Annotated in this window: 2 protein-coding genes (1 of these 2 only partly in view); both read right to left on the bottom strand. The window is 74.2% G+C overall.

What is annotated here, in order from left to right; all coding sequences use genetic code 11:
- A protein-coding gene (locus tag ACFYV1_RS06665; protein WP_389394248.1) for a non-ribosomal peptide synthase/polyketide synthase crosses the window boundary here: on the bottom strand, window positions 1-7,396 show its 5' portion. 10,919 nt of this gene lie to the left of the window's left edge; only the first 7,396 of its 18,315 coding nucleotides appear in the window; it begins with the start codon at window positions 7,394-7,396; the stop codon falls past the left edge of the window.
- Entirely contained in the window at window positions 7,393-21,675 is a 14,283-nt protein-coding gene (locus tag ACFYV1_RS06660; protein WP_389394247.1) for an amino acid adenylation domain-containing protein, read from the bottom strand. Before ACFYV1_RS06660 ends, ACFYV1_RS06665 begins: the two co-directional genes overlap by 4 nt.

The following is a 21,675-nucleotide window of genomic DNA, read 5'->3' as shown; positions in this document are numbered from 1 at the left end:
GCTCGAACGGCAGGTCCTGGTTGGCGTACGCGGCGAGGTCGGTGTCCCGGACGCGGGCGAGCAGCTCGCGGAAGGACGGTGCGCCGGAGGTGTCGGTGCGCAGGACCAGGGTGTTCAGGAAGAAGCCGACGAGGTCGTCGAGGGTGTCGTCGGTGCGGCCGGCGATCGGGGCTCCGATCGGGATGTCGTCGCCCGCGCCGAGCCGGCTGAGGACGGAGGCGAGTCCGGCCTGGAGGACCATGAAGAGGCTGGTGCCTGTGGAGCCGGCGAGGGCCAGCAGCCGGCGGTGCAGCTGGGCGTCGAAGGCGAAGCGCAGCTTCGCGCCGCGCTGGGCGCCGGTCAGCGGCCGGGGCCGGTCGGTGGGCAGGGCGAGCTCCTCCGGCAGACCGGCGAGCACGTCGGTCCAGTGGGCGAGCTGGCGGGCGATCTCGCTGTCCGGGTCGGCCTCGTCGCCGAGCATCTCGCGCTGCCACAGCGTGTAGTCGGCGTACTGGACGGGGAGCGGCGTCCACTGCGGGGCGTCACCCTGGAGGCGGTCCGCGTAGGCCGTGGAGAGGTCAGTGGCGAGTGGGGCGAGGGACCAGGCGTCGCCGGCGATGTGGTGCAGTACGAGGACGAGGACGTGCTCGTCCGGGCCGGTGGCGAGCAGGGTGGCCCGCAGCGGGGCCTCTCGGGTCAGGTCGAAGCCGCGGCCCAGGAGTTCGGCGATCCGGGACTGCGGGTCGAAGGTGACGGAGGTGACGGAGGTGACGGAGGTGACGGAGGCATCAAAGGCGTCGGAGGCGTCGGAGGTGCCCTCGCCGGAGGCGTCCAGGACAGTGAGGCCGACGGGCTGCGCCTCGCCGTCGATGACGGCCTGACGGGGTTCGCCGTCAGTGGCCGGGAAGACCGTCCGCAGGCTCTCGTGGCGCTGGGCCACGTCGGCGAGCGCCGCGCCGAGGGCAGCCCGGTCGAGGCGGCCGGACAGGCGCAGGACCATGGGGATGTTGTAGAGCGGGCTCGCCGGGTCCATCTGGTTGATGAACCACAGGCGGCGCTGGGCGAACGACAGCGGGACCGCGTCGGGCCGTTCGACCGGGGCGGGGGCCGGGCGGGCCGAGCCGGCGCCGTCGAGGCGCTCGGCGAGACCGGCGACGGTCGGGGCCTCGAAGAGGGCCCGGATGCCGAGCTGGACGCCCAGGACCGAGCGGATACGGCTGAGCAGCCGGGTCGCGAGCAGCGAGTGGCCGCCGAGCGCGAAGAAACCGTCGTGGATGCCGACCCGGCCCACGCCGAGGACTTCGGCGAACAGCCCGCACAGGATCGCTTCCTGCGGGGTGCGCGGTTCCCGGCCTCGTACCGCCGCGGTCTGCTGCGGCTCTGGCAGGGCTGTGCGGTCCGTCTTGCCGTTCGGGGTCAGGGGCACCGCGTCGAGGGTGACGACCGCCGAGGGGACCATGTACTCGGGCAGCACGGCGGCGGCATGGCGACGGGCCGCCTCGACGTCCAGGGCCGCACCCTCGGCGGGGACGAGATAGCCGACCAGACGGCGGTTGCCGGGGACGTCCTCGCGGACGGCGGCGACGGCGCGGGCGACGCCGGGGACCGCGGAGAGCACTGACTCGACCTCGCCGAGCTCGATGCGGTGGCCGCGGATCTTCACCTGGTCGTCGGCACGGCCGACGAACTCCAGGGCGCCGTCGGCGCGGTGGCGGACCACGTCGCCGGTGCGGTACATCCGTGTGCCCGCGGGGCCGAACGGGTCGGCGACGAAGCGTTCGGCGGTGAGCGTGGTGCGGTTCAGATAGCCGCGGGCCACGCCGTCGCCGGCGAGGTACAGCTCGCCGGGGACACCGGCCGGGACGGGGTTGAGCCGCCGGTCGAGGACGTACGCCTGGGTGTTGCGCAACGGCCGGCCGATCGGAACGGCTCCGTCCGGCAGTTCCTCGCCGGGGGCGACGCGGTGCTGGACGGCGCTGACGGTGGTCTCGGTGGGGCCGTAGACGTTGAAGACCGCGCCGTCCAGGTGCCGACGGCGCCAGGGAGCGACGGCGGCCGAGGTGAGGGCCTCTCCGGCGACGAGGAGTTCGGCGTCGGCCTCGGCCGGTTCGACGGAGTCGGTGAGCATGCCGAGGTGGCTCGGAGTCACCTTCAGCAGGCTGAAGTCCTGCTCGACGGCTCCTTCGAGGAAGTCGGTGAGCCGGATGTGCCCGCCGACGGTGAGCGGGACGTGCAGCGAGGTCACCGTGGTGTCGAAGGAGACCGAGGAGTGCAGCAGTACAGCGCCCGCGACGCCCCGGTAGTCGGCGGCGGCGCCCGCGACGTAGTCGGCGAGGCCCGCGTGACGGACGACGACGCCCTTCGGGGTGCCCGTGGAGCCGGAGGTGTAGATGACGTACGCGGCGTGGTCGGCCAGCAGCGGGCCCGCGCGGTCCGCGTCGGCGGGGTCGTCCGCGCGCTGACCGGCGAGTTCGGCGACCGTCGCCGGGGCGTCGAGGGCGAGGAGGGGCCGGCCGGCGCCCTTGGGCAGGTGCGGCACGACGTCCTGGGCGGTGACGACCAGGACGGGCGCGGCGTCGGCCAGCATGTAGGCGATGCGGTCGGCGGGGTACTCGGTGTCGACCGGCAGGTAGGCCGCGCCGGACTTGAGCACGGCGAGCACCGCGACGATCATCTCCGGGGAACGCGGCACCGCGATCGCCACGATCGACTCCGGACCCGCGCCCCGCCCGATCAGCAGATGCGCCAACCGGTTCGCGCGCTCGTTCAGCTCCGCGTACGTCAGGGTCACATCGCCGCCGGTCACGGCCGGTGCGTCCGGGGTGCGGGCGGTCTGCGCCTCGATCATCTGCGGCACGAGGAGGTCGGGCAGGGGGCGGGCTGTGTCGTTCCAGCCGTAGAGCAGTTGCTCGCGCTCTGCGGCGGTCAGGATGTCGATGTCCTCGATCCGCCGGTCGGCGTCCGCGACCACGGCCTTCAGGACGGTGACGAACCGGTCCGCCATCGCCTCGACCGTCGCGCGGTCGAACAGGTCCGTGGCGAACTCGGCGAGGGCGTCGAGACCGGCGGGCGCGCCGTCGGCGGTGAGCCGCTCGTTGAGGCCGAAGGACAGGTCGAAGCGGGCCACGCCGCCGCTGCCCGGTTCGGCGTCGATGGTCAGACCCGGCAGCTCCAGGGTGGGCTGCGCGGTGTTCTGCAGGGCCAGCACGATCTGGAACAGGGGGTGACGCCCGAGGGAACGGGGCGGGTTCAGGGCCTCGACGAGGCGCTCGAACGGTACGTCCTGGTGGGCGTAGGCGGCGAGGTCGGCCTCCCGGACCCGGGCCAGCAGGTCACGGAACGACGGGTTCCCCGAGGTGTCCGTGCGCAGCACGAGCTCGTTGATGAAGAAGCCGACCAGCTCCTCCACGGCGTCGTCGGTGCGGCCCGCGATCGGGGTGCCGATCGGGATGTCCGTCCCCGCGCCGAGCCGGGTCAGCAGGCTCGCCAGCGCCGCCTGGAGGACCATGAACAGGCTGGTGCCGGACTCCCGGGCGAGGCTCAGGAGCTGCCGGTGCAGCGCGGCGTCCAGTTCGAAGCGGATCCGCTCGCCCCGGTGCGAGGAGGCGTCGGGCCGCGGACGGTCGGTGGGCAGGCTCAGTTCGTCGGGCAGACCGGCCAGGGTCTGTGTCCAGTGGGCGAGCTGGCGGGCGATCTCGCTGTCCGGGTCGGCCTCGTCGCCCAGCACCTCGCGCTGCCACAGCGCGTAGTCGGCGTACTGGACCGGAAGCGGCGACCACTGCGGCGCGGCGCCCTCGCACCGGGCGGTGTAGGCGTCGCCCAGGTCGCGGGCGAGCGGCCGCATGGACCAGGCGTCGCCGGCGATGTGGTGCAGCACCAGCACGAGGACGTGCTCGTCCGGACCGACGGTGAGCAGCGCGGCCCGCAGCGGGGTCTGCTCGGCGAGGTCGAAACCGTGCCGGACGGTCGCGGCGACCTGTGCGGTGACCTCGTCCTCCGTGACGTCGGCGGTCCGCAGGATCCGGCCCGCGACGGTCCCGGCGTCGAGCACGACCTGCGTGGGCGTGCCGTCGGGTGCGGGGAACACCGTGCGCAGGGACTCGTGGCGGTTCACCACGTCGGCGAGCGCGGTCTCCAGCGCGACGGCGTCCAGCGGGCCGTGCAGACGCAGGCCCAGGGAGATGTTGTAGAGCGGGCTGTCGGTGTCGAGCTGGTTGATGAACCACAGCCGGCGCTGCGCGTACGAGAGCGGGATCTCGGCCGGACGCCGCTGCGGGACGAGCGCGGTACGGGCGGCCGCCGCGCCGCCGCCGTCGAGGTGACGGGCGAGGGCGGCGACTGTCGGGGTCTCGAACAGTGCGCGGACGGGGAGTTCGACGCCGAGGACAGTACGGATCCGGGAGACCAGCCGGGTCGCGAGGAGGGAGTGGCCACCGAGTCCGAAGAAGTCGTCGTCGATCCCGACCCTGGCCAGACCCAGGATCTCAGCGAACAGGCCGCAGAGGATGTCCTCCTGGGCCGAACGCGCCTCACGGCGCACGACGCCCGAAGCCGTGGGCGCGGGCAGGGCCTTGCGGTCCGTCTTCCCGTTCGGCGTCAACGGCACCGCGTCCAGGATCACGACCGTCGACGGGACCATGTACTCCGGCAGCAGCCCGGCCACCGCACCGCGAACCGCTTCTGCTTCCAAGGCGGTTCCCTCGGTGGGGACGACGTAGCCGACGAGGCGGCGGTCGTCCGGGGAGTCCTCGCGGACCATGGCGACCGCACGGACGACACCGTCCACCGTCGACAGAGCCGCCTCAACCTCACCCAGCTCGATCCGATAACCACGCACCTTCACCTGGTCGTCGACACGACCCACGAACTCCAGGACACCGGCCTCCGTCCAACGAACCAGATCACCCGTCCGGTACATACGGGAACCCGGCACACCGAACGGATCGGCCACGAACCGCTCCGCCGTCAGACCCGGACGACCGAGATAACCACGAGCCACACCCTCACCCGCGATGTACAACTCACCGGCGACACCCGGCGGAACCAGACGCAGACGACCGTCCAGGACATAAACCCGCGTATTGGCGATCGGCGCACCGATCGGCGCACCGCCCTCCCCCGCCAACAGGGCGCTGGTCGACCAGATCGTCGTCTCCGTCGGCCCGTACATGTTCCACACCGACGCACCGGCCTGCGCCAGCACACCAGCCAACCGCGTGTCCAGCGCCTCGCCACCGACCAGGATCCTCAGACCCTCGGCGGCCCCCGGATCCGTCTCCACCAACGCACGCCACAAACCCGGCGTCGCCTGCACCACCCCGATCCCCTCGGACCGCACCACAGCACCCAACCGCGCCGGATCACGCACAACATCACGATCCGCGATCACCACGACAGCACCGGAGACCAACGGCAAGAACACCTCGAGCAGCGAGATGTCGAAACCGAACGTCGTCACCGCCAGCCACTTCTCCCCCGCCGACAAATCCACCTGCGAACCCATCGACCACAAGAAGTTCCGCAACGCGCCATGCGGCACGACCACACCCTTCGGCCGACCCGTCGACCCCGACGTGTACAGCACATACGCCGCATCCTGCGCCGACACCCCCACCCGCACAACGAGTTCCGCGGCGGGCTCGACCGTGTCGAGGAGCAACAGCGGGGCCGCGGCCCCGTCGGGCAGCCGCTCCGCGATGTCGCGGGTGGACAGGATCACCGAAGGGGCGGCGTCCGAGAGGATGTAGGAGATCCGGTCGGCGGGGAAGTCCGGATCCACCGGCAGGAACGCCCCACCCGCAAGACCCACACCCAGCATCGCCACCACCGCGTCCACCGAACGCGGCACCGCCAACGCCACCACCGAACCACGGCCCACGCCCACACGCGACAGCTCGTTCGCCACACCCACCGCACGGGACCACAACTCCCCGTACGACAACCGCACCTCACCACACACCACCGCCGACGCCTGTGGCACCCGCGCCGCACACTCCGCGAACCACACCGGCACCACACCCACCGGCACCGCGACACCCGTCCCGTTCCAACCACTCACCAACCGACCACGCTCAGCGCCGTCCAGCACATCGACCGCGCCCACAGGCCGGTCCGTGTCCATGACCGCCGCACGCAGCACGCGCTCCAGTCGTCGCAGGATCCGTTCGGCCCCCGCGCGGTCGAAGAGGTCGGGCCGGTAGTCGAGGCGTGTCCGCACGCCGGCCGCCGTCCGGGAGACGACGAGGGTGAGCGGGTAGTGGGTGGCGTCGCGGCCCTTCGCGCCGACGAGGCGCAGCCCGGACTCGAGCCGGGCGCCCTCTGCGGCCGGGTCCACGGGGTAGTTCTCCACGAGGACGGTGGTGTCGAAGAGTTCGCCGACGCCGGCCAGCGCCTGGATCTCGGCGAGGCCGAGATGCTGGTGAGGTCCGAGGTCGGCCTGTTCGTTCTGCACGCGGGCGAGGGCCTTGGACCACGATTCGTCGTGGTCGAGGACGACGCGGACCGGGACGGTGTTGATGAAGAGGCCGACCATGGACTCCACGCCGGGCACCTCGGCGGGGCGGCCGGCCACGGTGGTGCCGAAGACGACGTCTTCGCGGCCGGTGAGGCGGCCCAGGACCACGGCCCAGGCGAGCTGGACGACGGTGTTGAGGGTGACCGCGCCGGAGGCGGCGAGTTCCGCGATGCCGTCGCCGAGGTCGGCGGGGAGCAGGCTCTCGACGCGCTCCGGCATGCGGGCCTCGCGGCCGGCGTCGGCCGGGGCGAGGCGGGTGGCCTCCTCCACGCCGTCGAGGGTTCGCCGCCAGACCTGCTCGGTCTCGGCGCGGTCCTGGGCGGCCAGCCACTGGAGGTAGTTCTTGTACGGGGTGGCCGGCGGCAGCGCCTGCGCGCCGTGCTCGTACGCGGTGAACAGTTCGCGCAGCACCACCGGCATGGACCAGCCGTCGAGCAGGATGTGGTGGTTGGTGACGACCAGCCGGTGCAGCGCGTCCTCGCGGCGGATCAGGAGGCAGCGGATCAGCGGAGGCGCGGCCAGGTCGAAGCGCTCGGCGCGGTCCTGGTCGGCGAGCCGGCCGAGTTCGGCTTCCCGCTCGCCGGCAGGCAGGTGGGTGAGGTCGGCCTCGCGCCAGGGCAGTTCGACCTCTCGGAGGATGAACTGCACCGGCTTTCCGGAGCGTACGGAGCGGAATCCGGCCCGCAGGTTGGCGTGCCGCCGCAGCAGGGCGGTCATCGCGTCCTTCAGTCGGGCCGCGTCGAGCGGTCCCTCCAGGTCGACGGCGAGCTGGACGGCGTAGACGTCGGGGCCTTCGCCGTCGTCGAGCAGGGAGTGGAACAGGAGGCCTTCCTGCAGGGGGGACAGGGGCAGGACGCCCTCGAGTCCGGACGGCTTGCGGGCCGGTCGGCTGGTGTGCGTCACGTCAGATCCTCCAGGTCGGCCAGGTCGGCCTCGAGCTCGTCGATCTCGTCCTGGTCCAGGTCTGCCAGGGAGAGGTCGGATGTCGTCAGGCTGCGGGGGGTGCCGCCGGCGGGGGCGGCGTGTGCGGTGCCGTACCGCGTGAGGGCGTCGAGGGCCTCGAACCAGAGGCCGGTGAGGGCGTCGACGTCGGCCTCGTCGAACAGGCCTCCTGGCCAGGTCCAGGTCACGGTCAGCTCGGGTCCACCGGGCCGGTCGTGGGTGACCGCGTTGACCTCCAGGCTGTGGGCGAACGGCAGTTCCGGGTCGGTCGGTGCGATGCGTACGTCCTCGGGCGCGGCGCCCCAGTCGGCGGGGCCGGCGGAGTGGTCCGTGCGGACGCGGCCCAGGTAGTTGAATCCGATCTGCGGTGTGGCGCCGCCCGCGAGGAGGTCCGCGGTGCGCGGGTTGAGGTGGCGGAGCAGGCCGTATCCGGCACCCTTGGCGGGGATCGCGCGGATCTGGTCGCTCACCCGGCGCAGGGCCTCGCCGGCGGCCGGGGCTCCGCCGCGGATCTCGTGCCACTTGACGCCCGGGTCGAGGCGCAGCGGGTGCATGGCCGTGAACCAGCCGACGGTACGGGAGAGTTCGGCGCCGTCGTCGTCGGTGCGGCCGTGGCCCTCCACGTCGAGGAGCACGGGTCCGGCGCCCGGTGCGCCGCGCCTGCGGCCGCGTCGCCATTCGGCGAGGGCGAGGGCGAGGGCGGTGAGCAGGATCTCGTCGGGGCCTGCACCGGTCGCCGCGGGCACGGCGGTGAGCAGGGGCTCGGTGCGGTCGGCGGGGAGGGTGCGGGCCCGGCGGCGGGTGGTCGCGTGGGTGTCGGCGCCGGGGTCGAGGGGGCGGTCGGCGAGAAGCGGGCCGGCTTCCGCGGTCATCCGTTCCCACAGCGGGAGTTCGGCCTCGACGGCGCCGGTGAGGGCGCGGTCGGCGAGGCGTCGGGCCCAGGTGCGGAAGGAGGTGCGGGCGGGTGCGATCGCGGTCTCGCGGCCCGCTGCGGCGTCGGCCCAGCACGTCATGAGCTCAGGGACGAGGACGCGCCAGGAGACGCCGTCGACGACGAGGTGGTGGGCGAGGAGCAGGAGCCGTCCGGCGCGGTCGGGTCCGGCGTCGAACCAGACGGCGCGGAGCATGTCGCCCCGGTCGGGGTCGAGGGACCGGCGGGCGGTCTCGGCGTGGTCGGTGAGGAGCGGGGCGAGGGCGTCGTCGGGGACGGCGGTGATGTCGACCCGGGTGACGCGGTCGGCGGCGTCGGTCTTGCCGACGGGCGGGACTTCCAGGGTCCAGGGGCCGTCCCCGGTCCGGTCGAGGCGGGCGCGGAGCAGGTCGTGGCCGTCGAGAACGGCCTGGACTGCGGTGACCAGGGCCTGTTCGCCGAGGCCCGCGGGGGTGCGGAGCAGGACGGACTGGTTGAAGCCCTCGACGGGGCCGCCGAGGCCGCGCAGCCATTCCATGATGGGGGTGGCGGGCACCGTGCCGGTGCCTTCGTCGGGCATGCTCGCGGTGTCGGCGCCCGGGGTGGTCGCGGCGAGGGCGAGGGCCTCGACGGTCTGGTGCTGGAAGATGTCGCGCGGGGTGAGGACGAGTCCGGCCTCGCGGGCCCGGCTGACGAGCTGGATGGAGACGATGCTGTCGCCGCCCATGGCGAAGAAGTTGTCGTCGACGGCGACCTCGGCGATGCCGAGCAGGTCGGCGAAGAGCGTGCACAGCAGTTGCTCGCGCTCGTTGCGCGGGGCGCGGCCGCCGCCGCCCGCGTACTGGGGTGCCGGCAGGGCCCTGCGGTCGAGCTTTCCGGTGCGGGTGAGGGGCAGTTCGGCGAGTTCGACGAACGCGGCGGGCGTCATGTAGTCGGGCAGCAGGGCCGCGATGTGGGCGCGCAGCGCGTCGGCGTCGAGGGGGTGGCCGTCGGCCTGGACGGTGTAGGCGACCAGTCGCTTGTCGCCGGGCCGGTCCTCGCGGACCACGACGACGCTCTGGGCGACGGCCGGGTGGGCGGCGACGGCGGCCTCGACCTCGCCGAGTTCGATGCGGAAGCCGCGAACCTTGACCTGGGCGTCGGCGCGGCCGGCGAACTCCAGGGTGCCTTCGGCCCGCCAGCGGACCCGGTCGCCGGTGCGGTACATACGCGCGCCGGGCGGGCCGTACGGGTCGGCGACGAAGCGTTCGGCGGTGAGGCCGGGGCGGCCGGTGTAGCCGCGGGCCAGGCCCTCGCCGGCGACGTACAGTTCGCCGGTGACGCCGTCGGGGACGGGCCGCAGTGCCGCGTCGAGGACGTAGACGCGGGTGTTGTCGAGCGGGCGGCCGATGGGGAAGGCGTTGCGGGCGACGTCCTCGTCGGTGACGGCGTGGTGGACGACGCACAGGGTGGTCTCGGTGGGGCCGTAGCTGTTGGTGAGGCGGGCGCCCGTGGTCCGCTCCAGGACCTTGCGGACGGCGGTGGCCGAGGCGGTGTCGCCGCCGACGTAGATGTCGCGCAGGTCGCGGAAGGCGTCGGCGTGGTTCTCGGCGAGGAGCCGGAACACGCCCTCGCTGAACAGGCCGACGGTGACGCGGTGCCGGGTCATGGTGGCGGCCAGGGAGGCGATGTCGGTGGCGTCGCCGTCGGAGGCGACGATCAGGGCGCCGCTGAGGAGGGGGCCCCACAGTTCGTACGTGGAGGCGTCGAAGGACGGCGGGGAGTGCATGAGCGTCCGGTCGCCGGCGTCGTGGCCCCAGTAGCGGTCGCGGGCGAGCCCGGCGACGTTGCGGTGGGTGACGGCGACGCCCTTCGGCTCGCCGGTGGAGCCGGAGGTGTACATGACGTACGCGAGCCGGTCCGGGTGGATCACGGGCAGTTCGGCGTCGGGCGCGCCGGCCGGCGGGAGCGCGTCGTCGACGAGCAGGACGGGCGCGGAGCCGTCCGGGACGCGGGCGGCGGTGGCCGTCTCCGCGAGGACGAGAGCGGCCGCGGTGCCGTCGAGGATCCGGCGGGTTCGGGCCTGGGGGCTGCGCACGTCCAGCGGTACGTACGCGCCGCCGGCCTTGGCGACCGCGAGGGTCGCCACGACGTGGGCGGCCCGGTCGGCGAGGAGCAGCGCGATCCGGTCCTCGGGGCCCACGCCCCGGCCGAGCAGGGCGTGGGCGAGCCGGTCGGAGCGCGCGTCGAGTTCGGCGTAGCTGAGGGCGAGGTCGCCGCGGACGAGGGCGGTCGCCTCGGGGGTGCGGGCGGCCTGGCGGCGGAACAGCTCGGGCAGCGACGCGTCGGGGCTCGGGTGGTCGGTGGCGTTGCGCAGGACGAGGAGATCGTGGAGTTCCGCCTCGTCGAGGACCGCGAGGCCGCTGATCGGAAGCTCGGGGGTGTGCGCGGCGGCGGTGAGGAGTCGCTGGAGCCGGGTGGCGACCGTTTCCGCGGTGGAGCGGTCGAACAGGTCGAGGGCGTACTCGATCCGGCCGAGGATGCCGTCGGCGGCGCCGTCGGCGGTGTGCCGCTCCCAGAGGCTGACGGACAGGTCGAACTTGGCGACCGGGGCGTCGGCGCCCTCGACCTCGATCCGCAGTCCGGGCAGGTCGATCTCGGGCCGGCCGGTGTTGTGCAGGATCAGCATGATCTGGAAGAGCGGGTGGCGGGCCAGGGACCGTACCGGGTTCAGTTCCTCCACCAGCCGCTCGAACGGCAGGTCCTGGTGGGTGTACGCGGCGAGGTCGGTCTCGCGGACCCGGGCGAGCAGTTCGCGGAAGGTCGGGTCGCCGGAGGTGTCGGTGCGCAGGACCAGGGTGTTGACGAAGAAGCCCACCAGGTCGTCGAGCGCGTCGTCGGTGCGTCCGGCGATGGGCGTGCCGATCGGGATGTCGCCGCCGGCGCCGAGCCGGGTCAGCAGCGCGGCCAGACCGGCCTGGAGGACCATGAAGAGGCTGACGCCGTGGGCCCGGGCGAGGGCGGCGAGCGCGGCGTGGGTCTCTGCGTCGAGCTCCAGCGGCACGTTGTCGCCGCGGTAGGTGGCGACCTCGGGACGGGCCCGGTCGGTGGGCAGGTCGAGTTCCTCGGGAAGGCCGTCGAGGGCGGACTTCCAGTGGTCGAGCTGCTGGGTGAGCCGGCTGTCCGGGTCGGTCTCCTCGCCCATGACGGTCCGCTGCCACAGGGTGTAGTCGGCGTACTGGACCGGCAGCGGCTCCCAGGCCGGTGCGGCGCCGCGGGTACGGGCGGTGTAGGCCCGGGACAGGTCGGCGAGCAGCGGGGTGAGGGACCAGCCGTCGCCGGCGATGTGGTGGATGACGAGGACGAGCACGCAGGTGCCCGTGCCGTCGGGGGTGAGCAGGCGGGCCCGCAGCGGCGGCTGGACGGTCAGGTCGAAGCCGCCGAGGACGGTGTCGGTGATCGTCTGCTCCAGCTCGTCGGCAGGGACGGCGCGTTCGTCGAGGACGACGGCGCCCTCGACCGGGCCGAGGACGTGCTGGCGGGGGACGCCGTCGGTCTCCGGGAAGACGGTGCGCAGGCTCTCGTGGCGGTCGGTGACGTCGCGCAGCGCGGCGCGCAGGGCGGCCCGGTCGAGCGTGCCGGCGAGACGGAGCACGAGGGGCACGTTGTAGGTGGCGTTGGGGCCTTCGAGCCGGTTGAGGAACCACAGCCGGGTCTGGGCGAAGGACAGCGGGACGCGGTCGCCGCGGTCGGCGGGGACGAGCGCGGGGCGCGTTTCGCCGGGGGTGGCCAGCCGGGCGGCGACGCCGGCGACGGTCGGGGCGTCGAACAGCGCCTTGACGCCGACGCGGACCCCGAGAGTGGAGGCGATTCGGCTGAGCAGCCGCATGGCGAGCAGGGAGTGGCCGCCCAGCGCGAAGAAGTCGTCGTCGACGCCGACGTGTGCGACGCCGAGGACGTCGGCGAACAGGCCGGCGAGGATCTCCTCCTCCGGGGTGCGCGGGGCGCGGGTCACCGGCCCGCCGACGGCCTCGGGGGCGGGCAGCGCGGCCCGGTCCACCTTGCCGTTGGCCGTGAGCGGGAGCGTGTCGAGGACGACGACGGCGGTGGGCGTCATGTACTCGGGGAGCACCTCGGCGACATGGGCGCGCACGCGGTCGGGCACGAGCCGCTCGCCGGGGGCGGGGACGACGTAGGCGGTGAGCCGCTTGTCGTCCCGCTGGTCCTCGCGGACCAGCGGAAGTGCCTGGCGGACGCCGGGGGCGGACAGCAGGGCGGCCTCGACCTCGCCGAGTTCGATCCGGAAGCCGCGGACCTTGACCTGGTGGTCGGTCCGGCCGACGTACTCGAGGACGCCGGCGGCGTTCCAGCGGACCCGGTCGCCGGTGCGGTACATGCGCGCGCCGGGCGGGCCGTACGGGTCGGCGACGAAGCGTTCGGCGGTGCCGGCGGGGCGGCCGAGGTAGCCGCGCGCCAGGCCGGTTCCGGCGATGTACAGCTCGCCGGTGACGCCGTCGGGCACGGGCAGCAGGGCCGCGTCCAGGACGTACGCGCGGGTGTTCCACATGGGGCGGCCGAGCGGGACCGGTCCGGCGGCGAGCGGGGCGCCCGCCGGGACACGGTGGTCGAGGACGCCGACGGTGGTCTCGGTGGGGCCGTAGTGGTTGACGACGGCGACCTGCGGGTGCCGGGCGCGCCAGGCCGCGAGCTGTTCGGCGTGCAGGGCCTCGCCGCCGGTCATCAGCTCGGTGGTCGGGGAGAGTTCGTCGGGCAGGGTGTCGAGGATCGGCAAGTGGCTGGGGGTGGCCTTGAGGAAGGTCAGGCCGCCGGGGACGTCGAGGGTCTCGTCGAGGTCGGCGATGTGAAGGCAGCCGCCGGCGAGCAGGGTGCCGTAGAGGGTGGTGAGGCCGAGGTCGAAGGAGAGCGGCGAGTGGAGCAGGGTGCGTCCGCTCAGGCCGGGGTACTCGGCGGCGCAGCGCACCACGTAGTCCACCAGGGCCCGCTGCTCGACGACGACGCCCTTGGGCGCGCCGGTGGAGCCGGAGGTGTAGACGACGTACGCGGCGTCGAGGGGGGTGACGGGCGCGGTCCGGTCGGGTTCCGCCGGGGCGTCGGTGCGGGCGCGGGCGAGCGCGTCGGCGACGTCGGGTGCGTCCAGGACGAGGACGCCGGCGGCGGCCTCGCCCAGGTGCGGGGCGGCTTCCAGGGTGGCGGCGGTGGTGAGCAGCAGGGCGGGGCGGGCGTCGGCCAGGAGTCGGGTGACGCGCTCGCCGGGCTGCTCGGGGTCGAGCGGCAGATAGGCTGCGCCGGCCTTGCCGACGGCGAGCATCGCCGTGACGGCGGTGTTCGAGCGGGGCAGGGCGAGTGCGACCAGGGTGTCCTGGCCGGCGCCGTGCTCCAGGAGCAGGTGGGCGAGGCGGTTGGCGCGGGCGTCGAGCCCGGCGTAGCTGAGCCGTTCGGCGCCGCAGACGACGGCGGGGGCGTCCGGGGTGCGGGCGGCCTGGGCCTCGAAGAGCTGCGGGAGGGTGGCGTCGGGGGTGTCGTGGTCGGTGGCGCTGCGGGTGACGAGCAGGTCGTGCCGTTCGCTGCCGTCCATGACGGCGAGCCGGGACAGCGGCCGGTGGGGGTCGCCGAGGGCGGATTCGAGGAGCCGGACGAACCGGCCGGCGAGCGCCTCGACGGTGGAACGGTCGAACAGGTCGGCGCTGTAGCCGGCGGCGGCCTCGACGCCCTGCGGTTCGCCGTGCTCGTCGTACCGTTCGGCGACGGACAGGAGCAGGTCGAACTTGGCCATGTCGGGGTCGATCTGTGCGACGTCGGCGCGCAGGCCGGGGAAGTCGACCTCGGGGCGGTCCAGGTTCTGCAGGACGAGCTTGATCTGGAACAGCGGGTGGCGGTTGAGCGAGCGGCGCGGGTTGAGCGTCTCGACGAGCCGTTCGAACGGCAGGTCCTGGTGGGCGAAGGCGGCGATGTCGGCGGTTCGGGTCCGCTCCAGGAGTTCGGCGAAGGCGGGGTCGCCGGACGTGTCGGTGCGCAGCACCAGGGAGTTGACGAAGAATCCGACCACGTCGTCGAGGGCTTCGTCGTCCCGGCCGACGACCGAGCCGCCGATCGGGATGTCGGTGCCGGCGCCGAGGCGGGTGAGAAGGGCGGCGAGCGCGGCGTGCAGCACCATGAACGGGGTGACGCCGTGGGTGCGGGCGAGGCGCAGCAGCGAGCGGTGGGTCTCGGGGCCGAGGTGGAAGGGCACGAGGCCGCCGCGGTGGCTGGGCAGCGCGAGCCGGGGCCGGTCGGTCGGGAGCGCGAGCTCCTCGGGGAGGCCTGCGAGGGCGTCCTTCCAGTAGGCGATCTGGGCGGAGACGACGCTGGCCGGGTCGCTCTCCTCACCGAGCCGGTCGCGCTGCCACAGGGTGAAGTCGGCGTACTGGACGGGCAGCGGGGTCCAGTCGGGGGCGCGGCCTTCGAGGGCGGCGCCGTAGGCGAGGCTGAGGTCGCGGGCGAGCGGCGCGGTGGACCAGCCGTCACCGGCGATGTGGTGGACGACGACGACGAGGACGTGTGTCTCGGGTCCGACGGCGACGAGCCGGGCACGCAGCGGCGTCTCGCGGGTGAGGTCGAAGCCGCGGCCGACCGCTTCGGCGACGAGGGCGTCGGCGTCGTGTCCGGCGGCTTCGACGACGTCGAGGACGGGCCGGGCCTGCTCGGGGTCGAGGACGAGCTGGTGGGGGACGCCGTCGGTCTCCGGGAAGACGGTGCGCAGGCTCTCGTGCCGGGCGGCGACGTCGGTGAGGGCGCGGCGCAGGGCGTCGTGGTGGAGCGGGCCGGAGAGCCGCAGCACCAGAGGGATGTTGTAGGTGCCGTCGGCCGGGTCCATCCGGTTGAGGAACCACAGGCCGCGCTGGGCGTACGACAGCGGCAGCCCGTCGGGGCGTTCGCGGCGGGCGACGGCGCCGCGGGCCGGTCCTGCGGCGGCGAGCCGGGCCGCGAGCCCGGCGACGGTCGGCGTCTCGAAGAGCGCGGCGACCTCCAGGTCCGCGTCGAGGGCGGTGCGGATCCGGGCGACGAGGCGGGTGGCGAGGAGGGAGTGGCCGCCGAGGGCGAAGAAGTCGTCGTCGACGCCGACCTTCTCGAGGCCGAGCATGTCGGCGAACACGCCGCACAGGATCTCCTCCTGCGGGGTGCGCGGGGCGCGGCGTTCGACGGTGGTGAAGTCGGGGGCGGGCAGGGCCTTGCGGTCGGTCTTGCCGTTCGGGGTGAGCGGCATCGTGGGCAGGGCGACGAGTACGGCGGGGACGAGGTGTTCGGGCAGCGCGGCGGCGAGGGCCTCGCGCAGGCCGCGGACGTCGTCGGCGCCGACGACGTAGCCGACGAGGTGGCGGTGTCCGCCGGGGCCGGGGACGACCGCGGCGGCGGCGTCGGTGACGCCGGGGAGGGCCCGCAGATGGGCCTCGACCTCGCCGAGTTCGATGCGCTGGCCGCGGATCTTGACCTGGGTGTCGCGTCGGCCGATGAACTCCAGCTGTCCGTCGGGGCGGTGGCGGACGAGGTCGCCGGTGCGGTACATGAGGGTGCCGTCGTCGGCGAACGGGTCGGGGACGAACGCGGCGGCAGTGCGTTCGGCGTCGCCGAGGTAGCCGTGGCCGACGCCGACGCCGGCCACGTACAGGTCGCCGGGGGTGCCGGGCGGGACGAGCTGCCTCTCGTCGCTGAGGACGTAGAGGGCGGTGTTGCGCACGGCGTGGCCGATGGGGGCGGTGATCCGCCGCTCGTCGAGGGTGTCGGGGGTGAGGACGGCGTGCGTGACGTCGTCGGAGCACTCGGTGGGCCCGTACGCGTTCATCATCGGGATGCCGGGGAAGCGGGCGAACCAGCGGCGGCACAGGTCGGTGGGGAGTTCCTCGCCGGTGACGACGAGCCAACGCAGGGCCGGCAGGGCGGGGATCTCGGCGCCCTCGTCCCAGATGTCCAGGGCGGCGCGCAGCAGGGAGGGGACGACCTCCAGGACGGTGACCCCGTCGTGGCCGACGAGCCGGAACAGGCCCACCGGGTCGGCGGCGAGGTGCTGGTTCACGGCGAGGACGCGGCCGCCGGTGAGCAGCGGGGCGACCATCTGCCAGACGGAGACGTCGAAGGTGAGGGGTGCGTTCTGCACGACGGTGTCGGCGCCGGTCAGGGCGAGGTCGTCGACCTTGGCGAGCAGGTGGTTGTTCATGCCGCGGTGGTGCACCATCGCGCCCTTGGGGCGGCCGGTGGAGCCTGAGGTGAAGATGACGTACGCGAGCTGGTCACCGGCAGGGGCCGCGTCGGTGACCGCGGCGCCGGAAGCCGCGTCGGTGACCGTGGCTTCGGTGACCGTGGCGGGGTCGGCCGGGTCGTCGACCGGCAGGACCTTCGCGCCGGTTTCGGCGACGACGGCGGCGGCGGTCTCCTCGTGGCCGGGCCCTGTGAGCAGCCAGGCGGCGGAGGCGTCGGCGAGCAGGGATGCGCTCCGCTCGTGCGGGGCGCGGGTGTCCAGCGGCAGGTAGGCGGCGGACGCGGCCTGGATCCCGAGGAAGGCGGTGATCGCGGCGGCGCCCCGGTCGGCGAGGACGGCGACGACGGTGTTCTCCCGGGCGCCACGGGCGCGCAGGCGGGCGGCGAGCCGGTCGACACGGCCCATGAGCTCGGCGTACGTGACGTCGCCGTGGTCGTCGGTGACGGCGACGGCCTCGGGGTGCTCGGCGGCGACGGCGCGGACGCGGGCGACGGCGTCGGTCATGGTCTCCGGCGCGGCGGTGTCGTTCCATGCGACGAGGAGCCGGTGGATCTCCTCGTCCGAGAGGAGCGGGGCGCTGCCGATGCGGGTGCCGGGGGCGGCCGTGGCGGCTTCGGCGAGCCGGGCGAAGCGGGCCAGGAACGCTTCGGCGGTGGTGCGGTCGAAGAGGTCGGTGCGGAACTCCAGGGCGATGAGCAGGCCGGCCTCGCCGCCGCCGGGTGCGCGGTGCTCGCGGACGTTGAACGACAGGTCGAACTTGGCGGCGCCGGTGGGCACGTCGACCAGGCCGAGCGCGAGCCCGTCGGGGGCGGGCAGTGACCGCTCCGAGCTGTCCATGGAGATCATGACCTGGAACAGCGGGTGGTGGGAGGTGGAGCGGGCCGGGTTGAGCACCTCGACCAGCCGCTCGAAGGGAAGCTCCTGGTGCGCGTAGGCGTCGAGGTTGTTCCTGCGGACGCGGGCGAGGAGTTCGGCGAAGGTGGGGTCACCGGAGGTGTCGGTGCGCAGCACGAGGGTGTTGGTGAAGAAGCCCACCAGGGCGTCCAGGCACTCCTCGGGGCGGCCGGTGACGGGCGTGCCGAGTGCGATGTCGGTGCCGGCGCCGTGCCGGGTCAGCAGGGTGGCCACGAGGGTCTGGACGACCATGAAGGTGCTGGCGCCGGTGGCACGGGCGAGCTCGGCGAGGCGGCGGTGGGTGGCCGCGTCGAGGTCGAGTGCGACGAGGTCCGCGGGGGCTGCCGAACCGGCGCCGCGGGGGTGGTCGGCGGGCAGGTCGAGGTGGTCGGGCAGGCCGTCGAGGTGCCGCTTCCAGAAGGTGATCTGGCGGGCGGCGGCGCTGTCGGGGTCGCGCTCGTCGCCGAGGGCGCGCCGCTGCCAGGCCGCGAAGTCGGCGTACTGGACGTCGAGCGGGCCCTGGGCGGGGGCGTGTCCGGCGCGGCGGGCCGTGTAGGCGTCGGTCAGGTCGCCGAGCAGCGGGGCGAGGGAGCCGGCGTCGGCGGCGATGTGGTGGAGCAGGAGCAGCAGGACGTGCCGGTCGGGGGCGAGGACGAACAGGGTGGCCCGCAGCGGGGGTTCCACCGCGAGCTCGAAGCGGTGGGCGACGGCGGCGGACAGCTCGGCGTCCAGGGTGTCGTCGCTCGCCGTGCGGACGGTGAGCGCGGGTGCGCCGCCGGGAGGCAGGATGTGCTGGGCGGCGACGCCTCCGGTCTCCCGGTAGACGGTGCGCAGGATCTCGTGGCGGTCGGTGAGGTCGCCGAGCGCGGCGGCGAGGGCGGGCCGGTCGAGCGTGCCGTCGAGGGTGAGCGCGAGCGGGATGTTGTAGGCGGCGCTCGGCCCTTCGAGCTGGTCGAGGAACCACAGGCGCTGTTGGGCGTAGGAGAGGGCGAGGTCGCCGTCGCGGGGTACGGGGGTGAGCGCGGGGCGCTCGGCGGTCGCGCCTTCCAGGCGGCCGGCCAGAGTGCGGACGGTGGGCGCGGCGAAGAGGGCCTCGACACCGCAGTCCCTGCCGAGTTCGGCGGAGATGCGGCGGGCGAGCCGGGCGGCCATGAGGGAGTGGCCGCCCAGCGCGAAGAAGTCGTCGTCGGCGAGGACGGTGTCGCAGCCGAGGGCATCGGCGAACAGGGCGGCGAGGGCGTGTTCGAGCGGGGTGCGCGGCTCCCGGCCCGTACCGGCGGCGGCCGGGCCCGGTTCGGGCAGGGCCTTGTGATCGACCTTGCCGTTGGGGGTGACGGGGATGGCGTCGACGACGGTTACGGTCGCGGGGACGAGGTAGCCGGGCAGGACCTCGGCGAGGGCGTCGCGGACGGCGGCCGGATCGAGGCCGGCGGCGGCCCGGGCCGTGGGGACGACGTACCCGGCGAGGGCGCCTGTTCCGTCGGCGGACCGGCGTACGGTCACGGCGGCCTGGGCCACGGCGGGCAGGCGCAGCAGCGCGGCCTCGGCCTCGCCGGGCTCCACGCGGTAGCCGCGGATCTTGACCTGCTCGTCGGCACGACCGATGAACTCCAGTGATCCGTCAGGGAGTTGGCGGACGAGGTCGCCGGTGCGGTACATGCGCTCGCCGGGCAGCCCGAAGGGGTGGGCGACGAACCGCTCCGCGGTGAGCGCGGAGCGGCCGAGGTAGCCGCGGGCGAGGCCGGGGCCGGCGACGTACAGCTCGCCGGTGACGCCGGGCGGCACGGGCAGCAGGGCGCTGTCGAGGACATGCACCCTGGTGTCGGCGATGGCGTCGCCGATGGGGGGCGTGCGGGAGCCGTCGAGGGCCTGGCTCATGGTGGCGCACACGGTGGTCTCTGTGGGGCCGTAGCCGTTGACGAAGAGCCGGCCGGGCGCCCAGCGGGAGGCCAGTTCCTCACCGGCGGCCTCGCCGGCGATGAGGATGGTCATGCCCGGAGGCAGGTCGGTGGCGGGGTCCATGACGGCCAGCGACGACGGCGGCAGGATCGCGTGGGTGATTCCGGCCTCGCGGGCGAACGCGGCCAGCGGGTCGCCGGGCAGCAGCCGCTCTGCGGGGGCGAGGACGAAGGTCGCGCCGGCGAGCAGGCCCATGCACAGCTCGGGCACCATCGCGTCGAAGCCCATGGAGGCGAACTGGAGGACCCTGCTGCCCGGGCGGACGTCCAGCCGCCGGACGAAGGTGTCGGCAAGGCCCGGCAGGCCCGCGTGGGTCACCACGACGCCCTTGGGGCGGCCGGTGGAGCCGGAGGTGTAGATGACGTACGCGGCGTGCGCGGCGGTCAGCGGGGCGGTGCGGTCGGCGTCCGCGAGGTCGGTGTCGGACAGCGACTCCAGTTCGGCGACGACGGCGGGGTCGTCGAGGGCGAGCGGGGTGCTCCCGGCGGCATGGGCGACGGCGGCGGCCTCGGCGACGGCGGCGGTCGAGGCGTCGACGAGGACGAGGGCGGAGCCCGCGTCGCCGAGGATGTGCGCGATGCGGGCCTCCGGGTAGCCCGGGTCCACGGGGACGTACGCGGCTCCGGCCTTGACCACGGCGAGGATCGCGACGACGAACTCGGCGGAGCGCGGCAGCAGCAGGGCGACCCGGTCCTCGGGTCCGACGCCGCGGGCGGCGAGCAGCCTGGCGAGCCGGTTGGCGCGCCGGTTCAGCTCGGCGTAGTCGAGGACGGTGTCCTCGAAGGCGAGGGCGGGCGCGTCGGGCGAGGCGAGGACCTGGCGCTCGAACAGGGCGGCGAGCGTGGAGCCTTCGCCGGCTGGTGCGAGCACGGCGGCGGGGCGGGCGACGACCGCGTCCCGCTCCTCGTCGCCGAGCAGCCCGATCCGGCCCAGCGGCGTCCCGGGCTCGTCGAGCGCGCGGGCGATCCGGCCGACGAACCGCAGGTAGCGGTCCTGGTGGGCGGCGAGTTCGGCGGGGGCGTACAACTCCGGATGGGCGTCGAAGTCGACGCGGATGCCCCCGCCGTCACCCCGGTCGTATACGGATACGGCGAGATCCTCGATGAGCCGCAGCGACATGTTGTGCGCGTCGGCGCGCAGTCCGGCGAAGCTCAGGTCGTAGTCGAACGGGACGACGTTGAGCAGCGGGCCGAAGAAGCGGCGGTGGTCGTTGGGCAGACCGAGGTCGCGGCGCAACTCCTCGCCGCGGTAGCGCTGGTGCGCGACGAGGCCGCGCAACGCGACCCGGGTGCGGTCCAGGAGTTCGCCGACGGTGGTGGCGTCGTCGACGGCGACCCGCAGCGGGACCACGTTGGCGGCCATGCCGGGCGCGGTGCGGGACTCGGGGCCCGGGCGGGCGGTGACCGGCAGGCCGAGCACGATGTCGGTCAGGCCGGTCATGCGGTGCATGTAGGCGACCGTGGCGGCGATCACGACGCGGGAGCGGGCCGTGCCGGCCCGCTCCGCCGCGCTGACCAGGTCCTGGCGGACGTCCTCGGGCAGGTACGCGCTGCGCCGGACGAAGTCGGCGGACGGCTTCAGCGGGTGGGTGGAGAGGGCGACCGGCTCGGGCTGGTCGGCGTACTGACCGCGCCAGAACTCCCGGTCGGCGGTGAGGTCTTCACAGGCGCGGTACGCGGCGTCCTCCGCGAGGAGGGTGCGGACCGAGCCGAAGGGCGTGGGGCCGGGGTCGGCGCCGGCGGCGAGCGCGGTGTAGACGTCGGCGACGCGGCGGACCAGAAGGGCGGCGCCGACGCCGTCCAGCAGGATGTGGTGGTAGGCGTGATACCAGAACCAGCGGTCCTCGGCGGCCTTGAACAGCGCGTACGTGAACAGCGGCGAGCCGGTCAGGTCGATGCGGCGGCGCAGATCGCGGCCCATCCATTCCTCGGCGGCGCGGCGGGGGTCGGACTCGCCGGAGACGTCGACGGTCCACAGGGTCCAGGAGGGCTCGACCCCGATGACCTGGCGGGGGCCGTCCTCGGTGTCGACGAACCGGATGTGCAGGGCGTCCGCCTCGGCGGTCATCTGCCGCAGCGCCCGCTCGAAGAGCACGGTGTCCAGGGCGCCGTGGATCTCCAGGTACTCCGAGGCGCGGAAGATCGGGCTGTCGGGCTCGACGGCCTGCGCGAACCACACCCCTGCCTGAGCCCCGGTCAGCAAAAGCCGCTGCTCGCCGTCGGCAAAAGACTGAGACTGGTCCAT

This window comes from Streptomyces sp. NPDC003023, from assembly GCF_042888225.1.
Classification (GTDB): Bacteria; Actinomycetota; Actinomycetes; order Streptomycetales; family Streptomycetaceae; genus Streptomyces.
Note: the sequence above shows the minus strand (reverse complement) of the source record. Positions and strands in the feature narration are given on the sequence as shown.

Excerpts from the sequence above, each read along its gene's own strand:
- ACFYV1_RS06660 (WP_389394247.1), bottom strand. The coding sequence starts at position 21,675 with ATGGACCAGTCTCAGTCTTTTGCCGACGGCGAGCAGCGGCTTTTGCTG.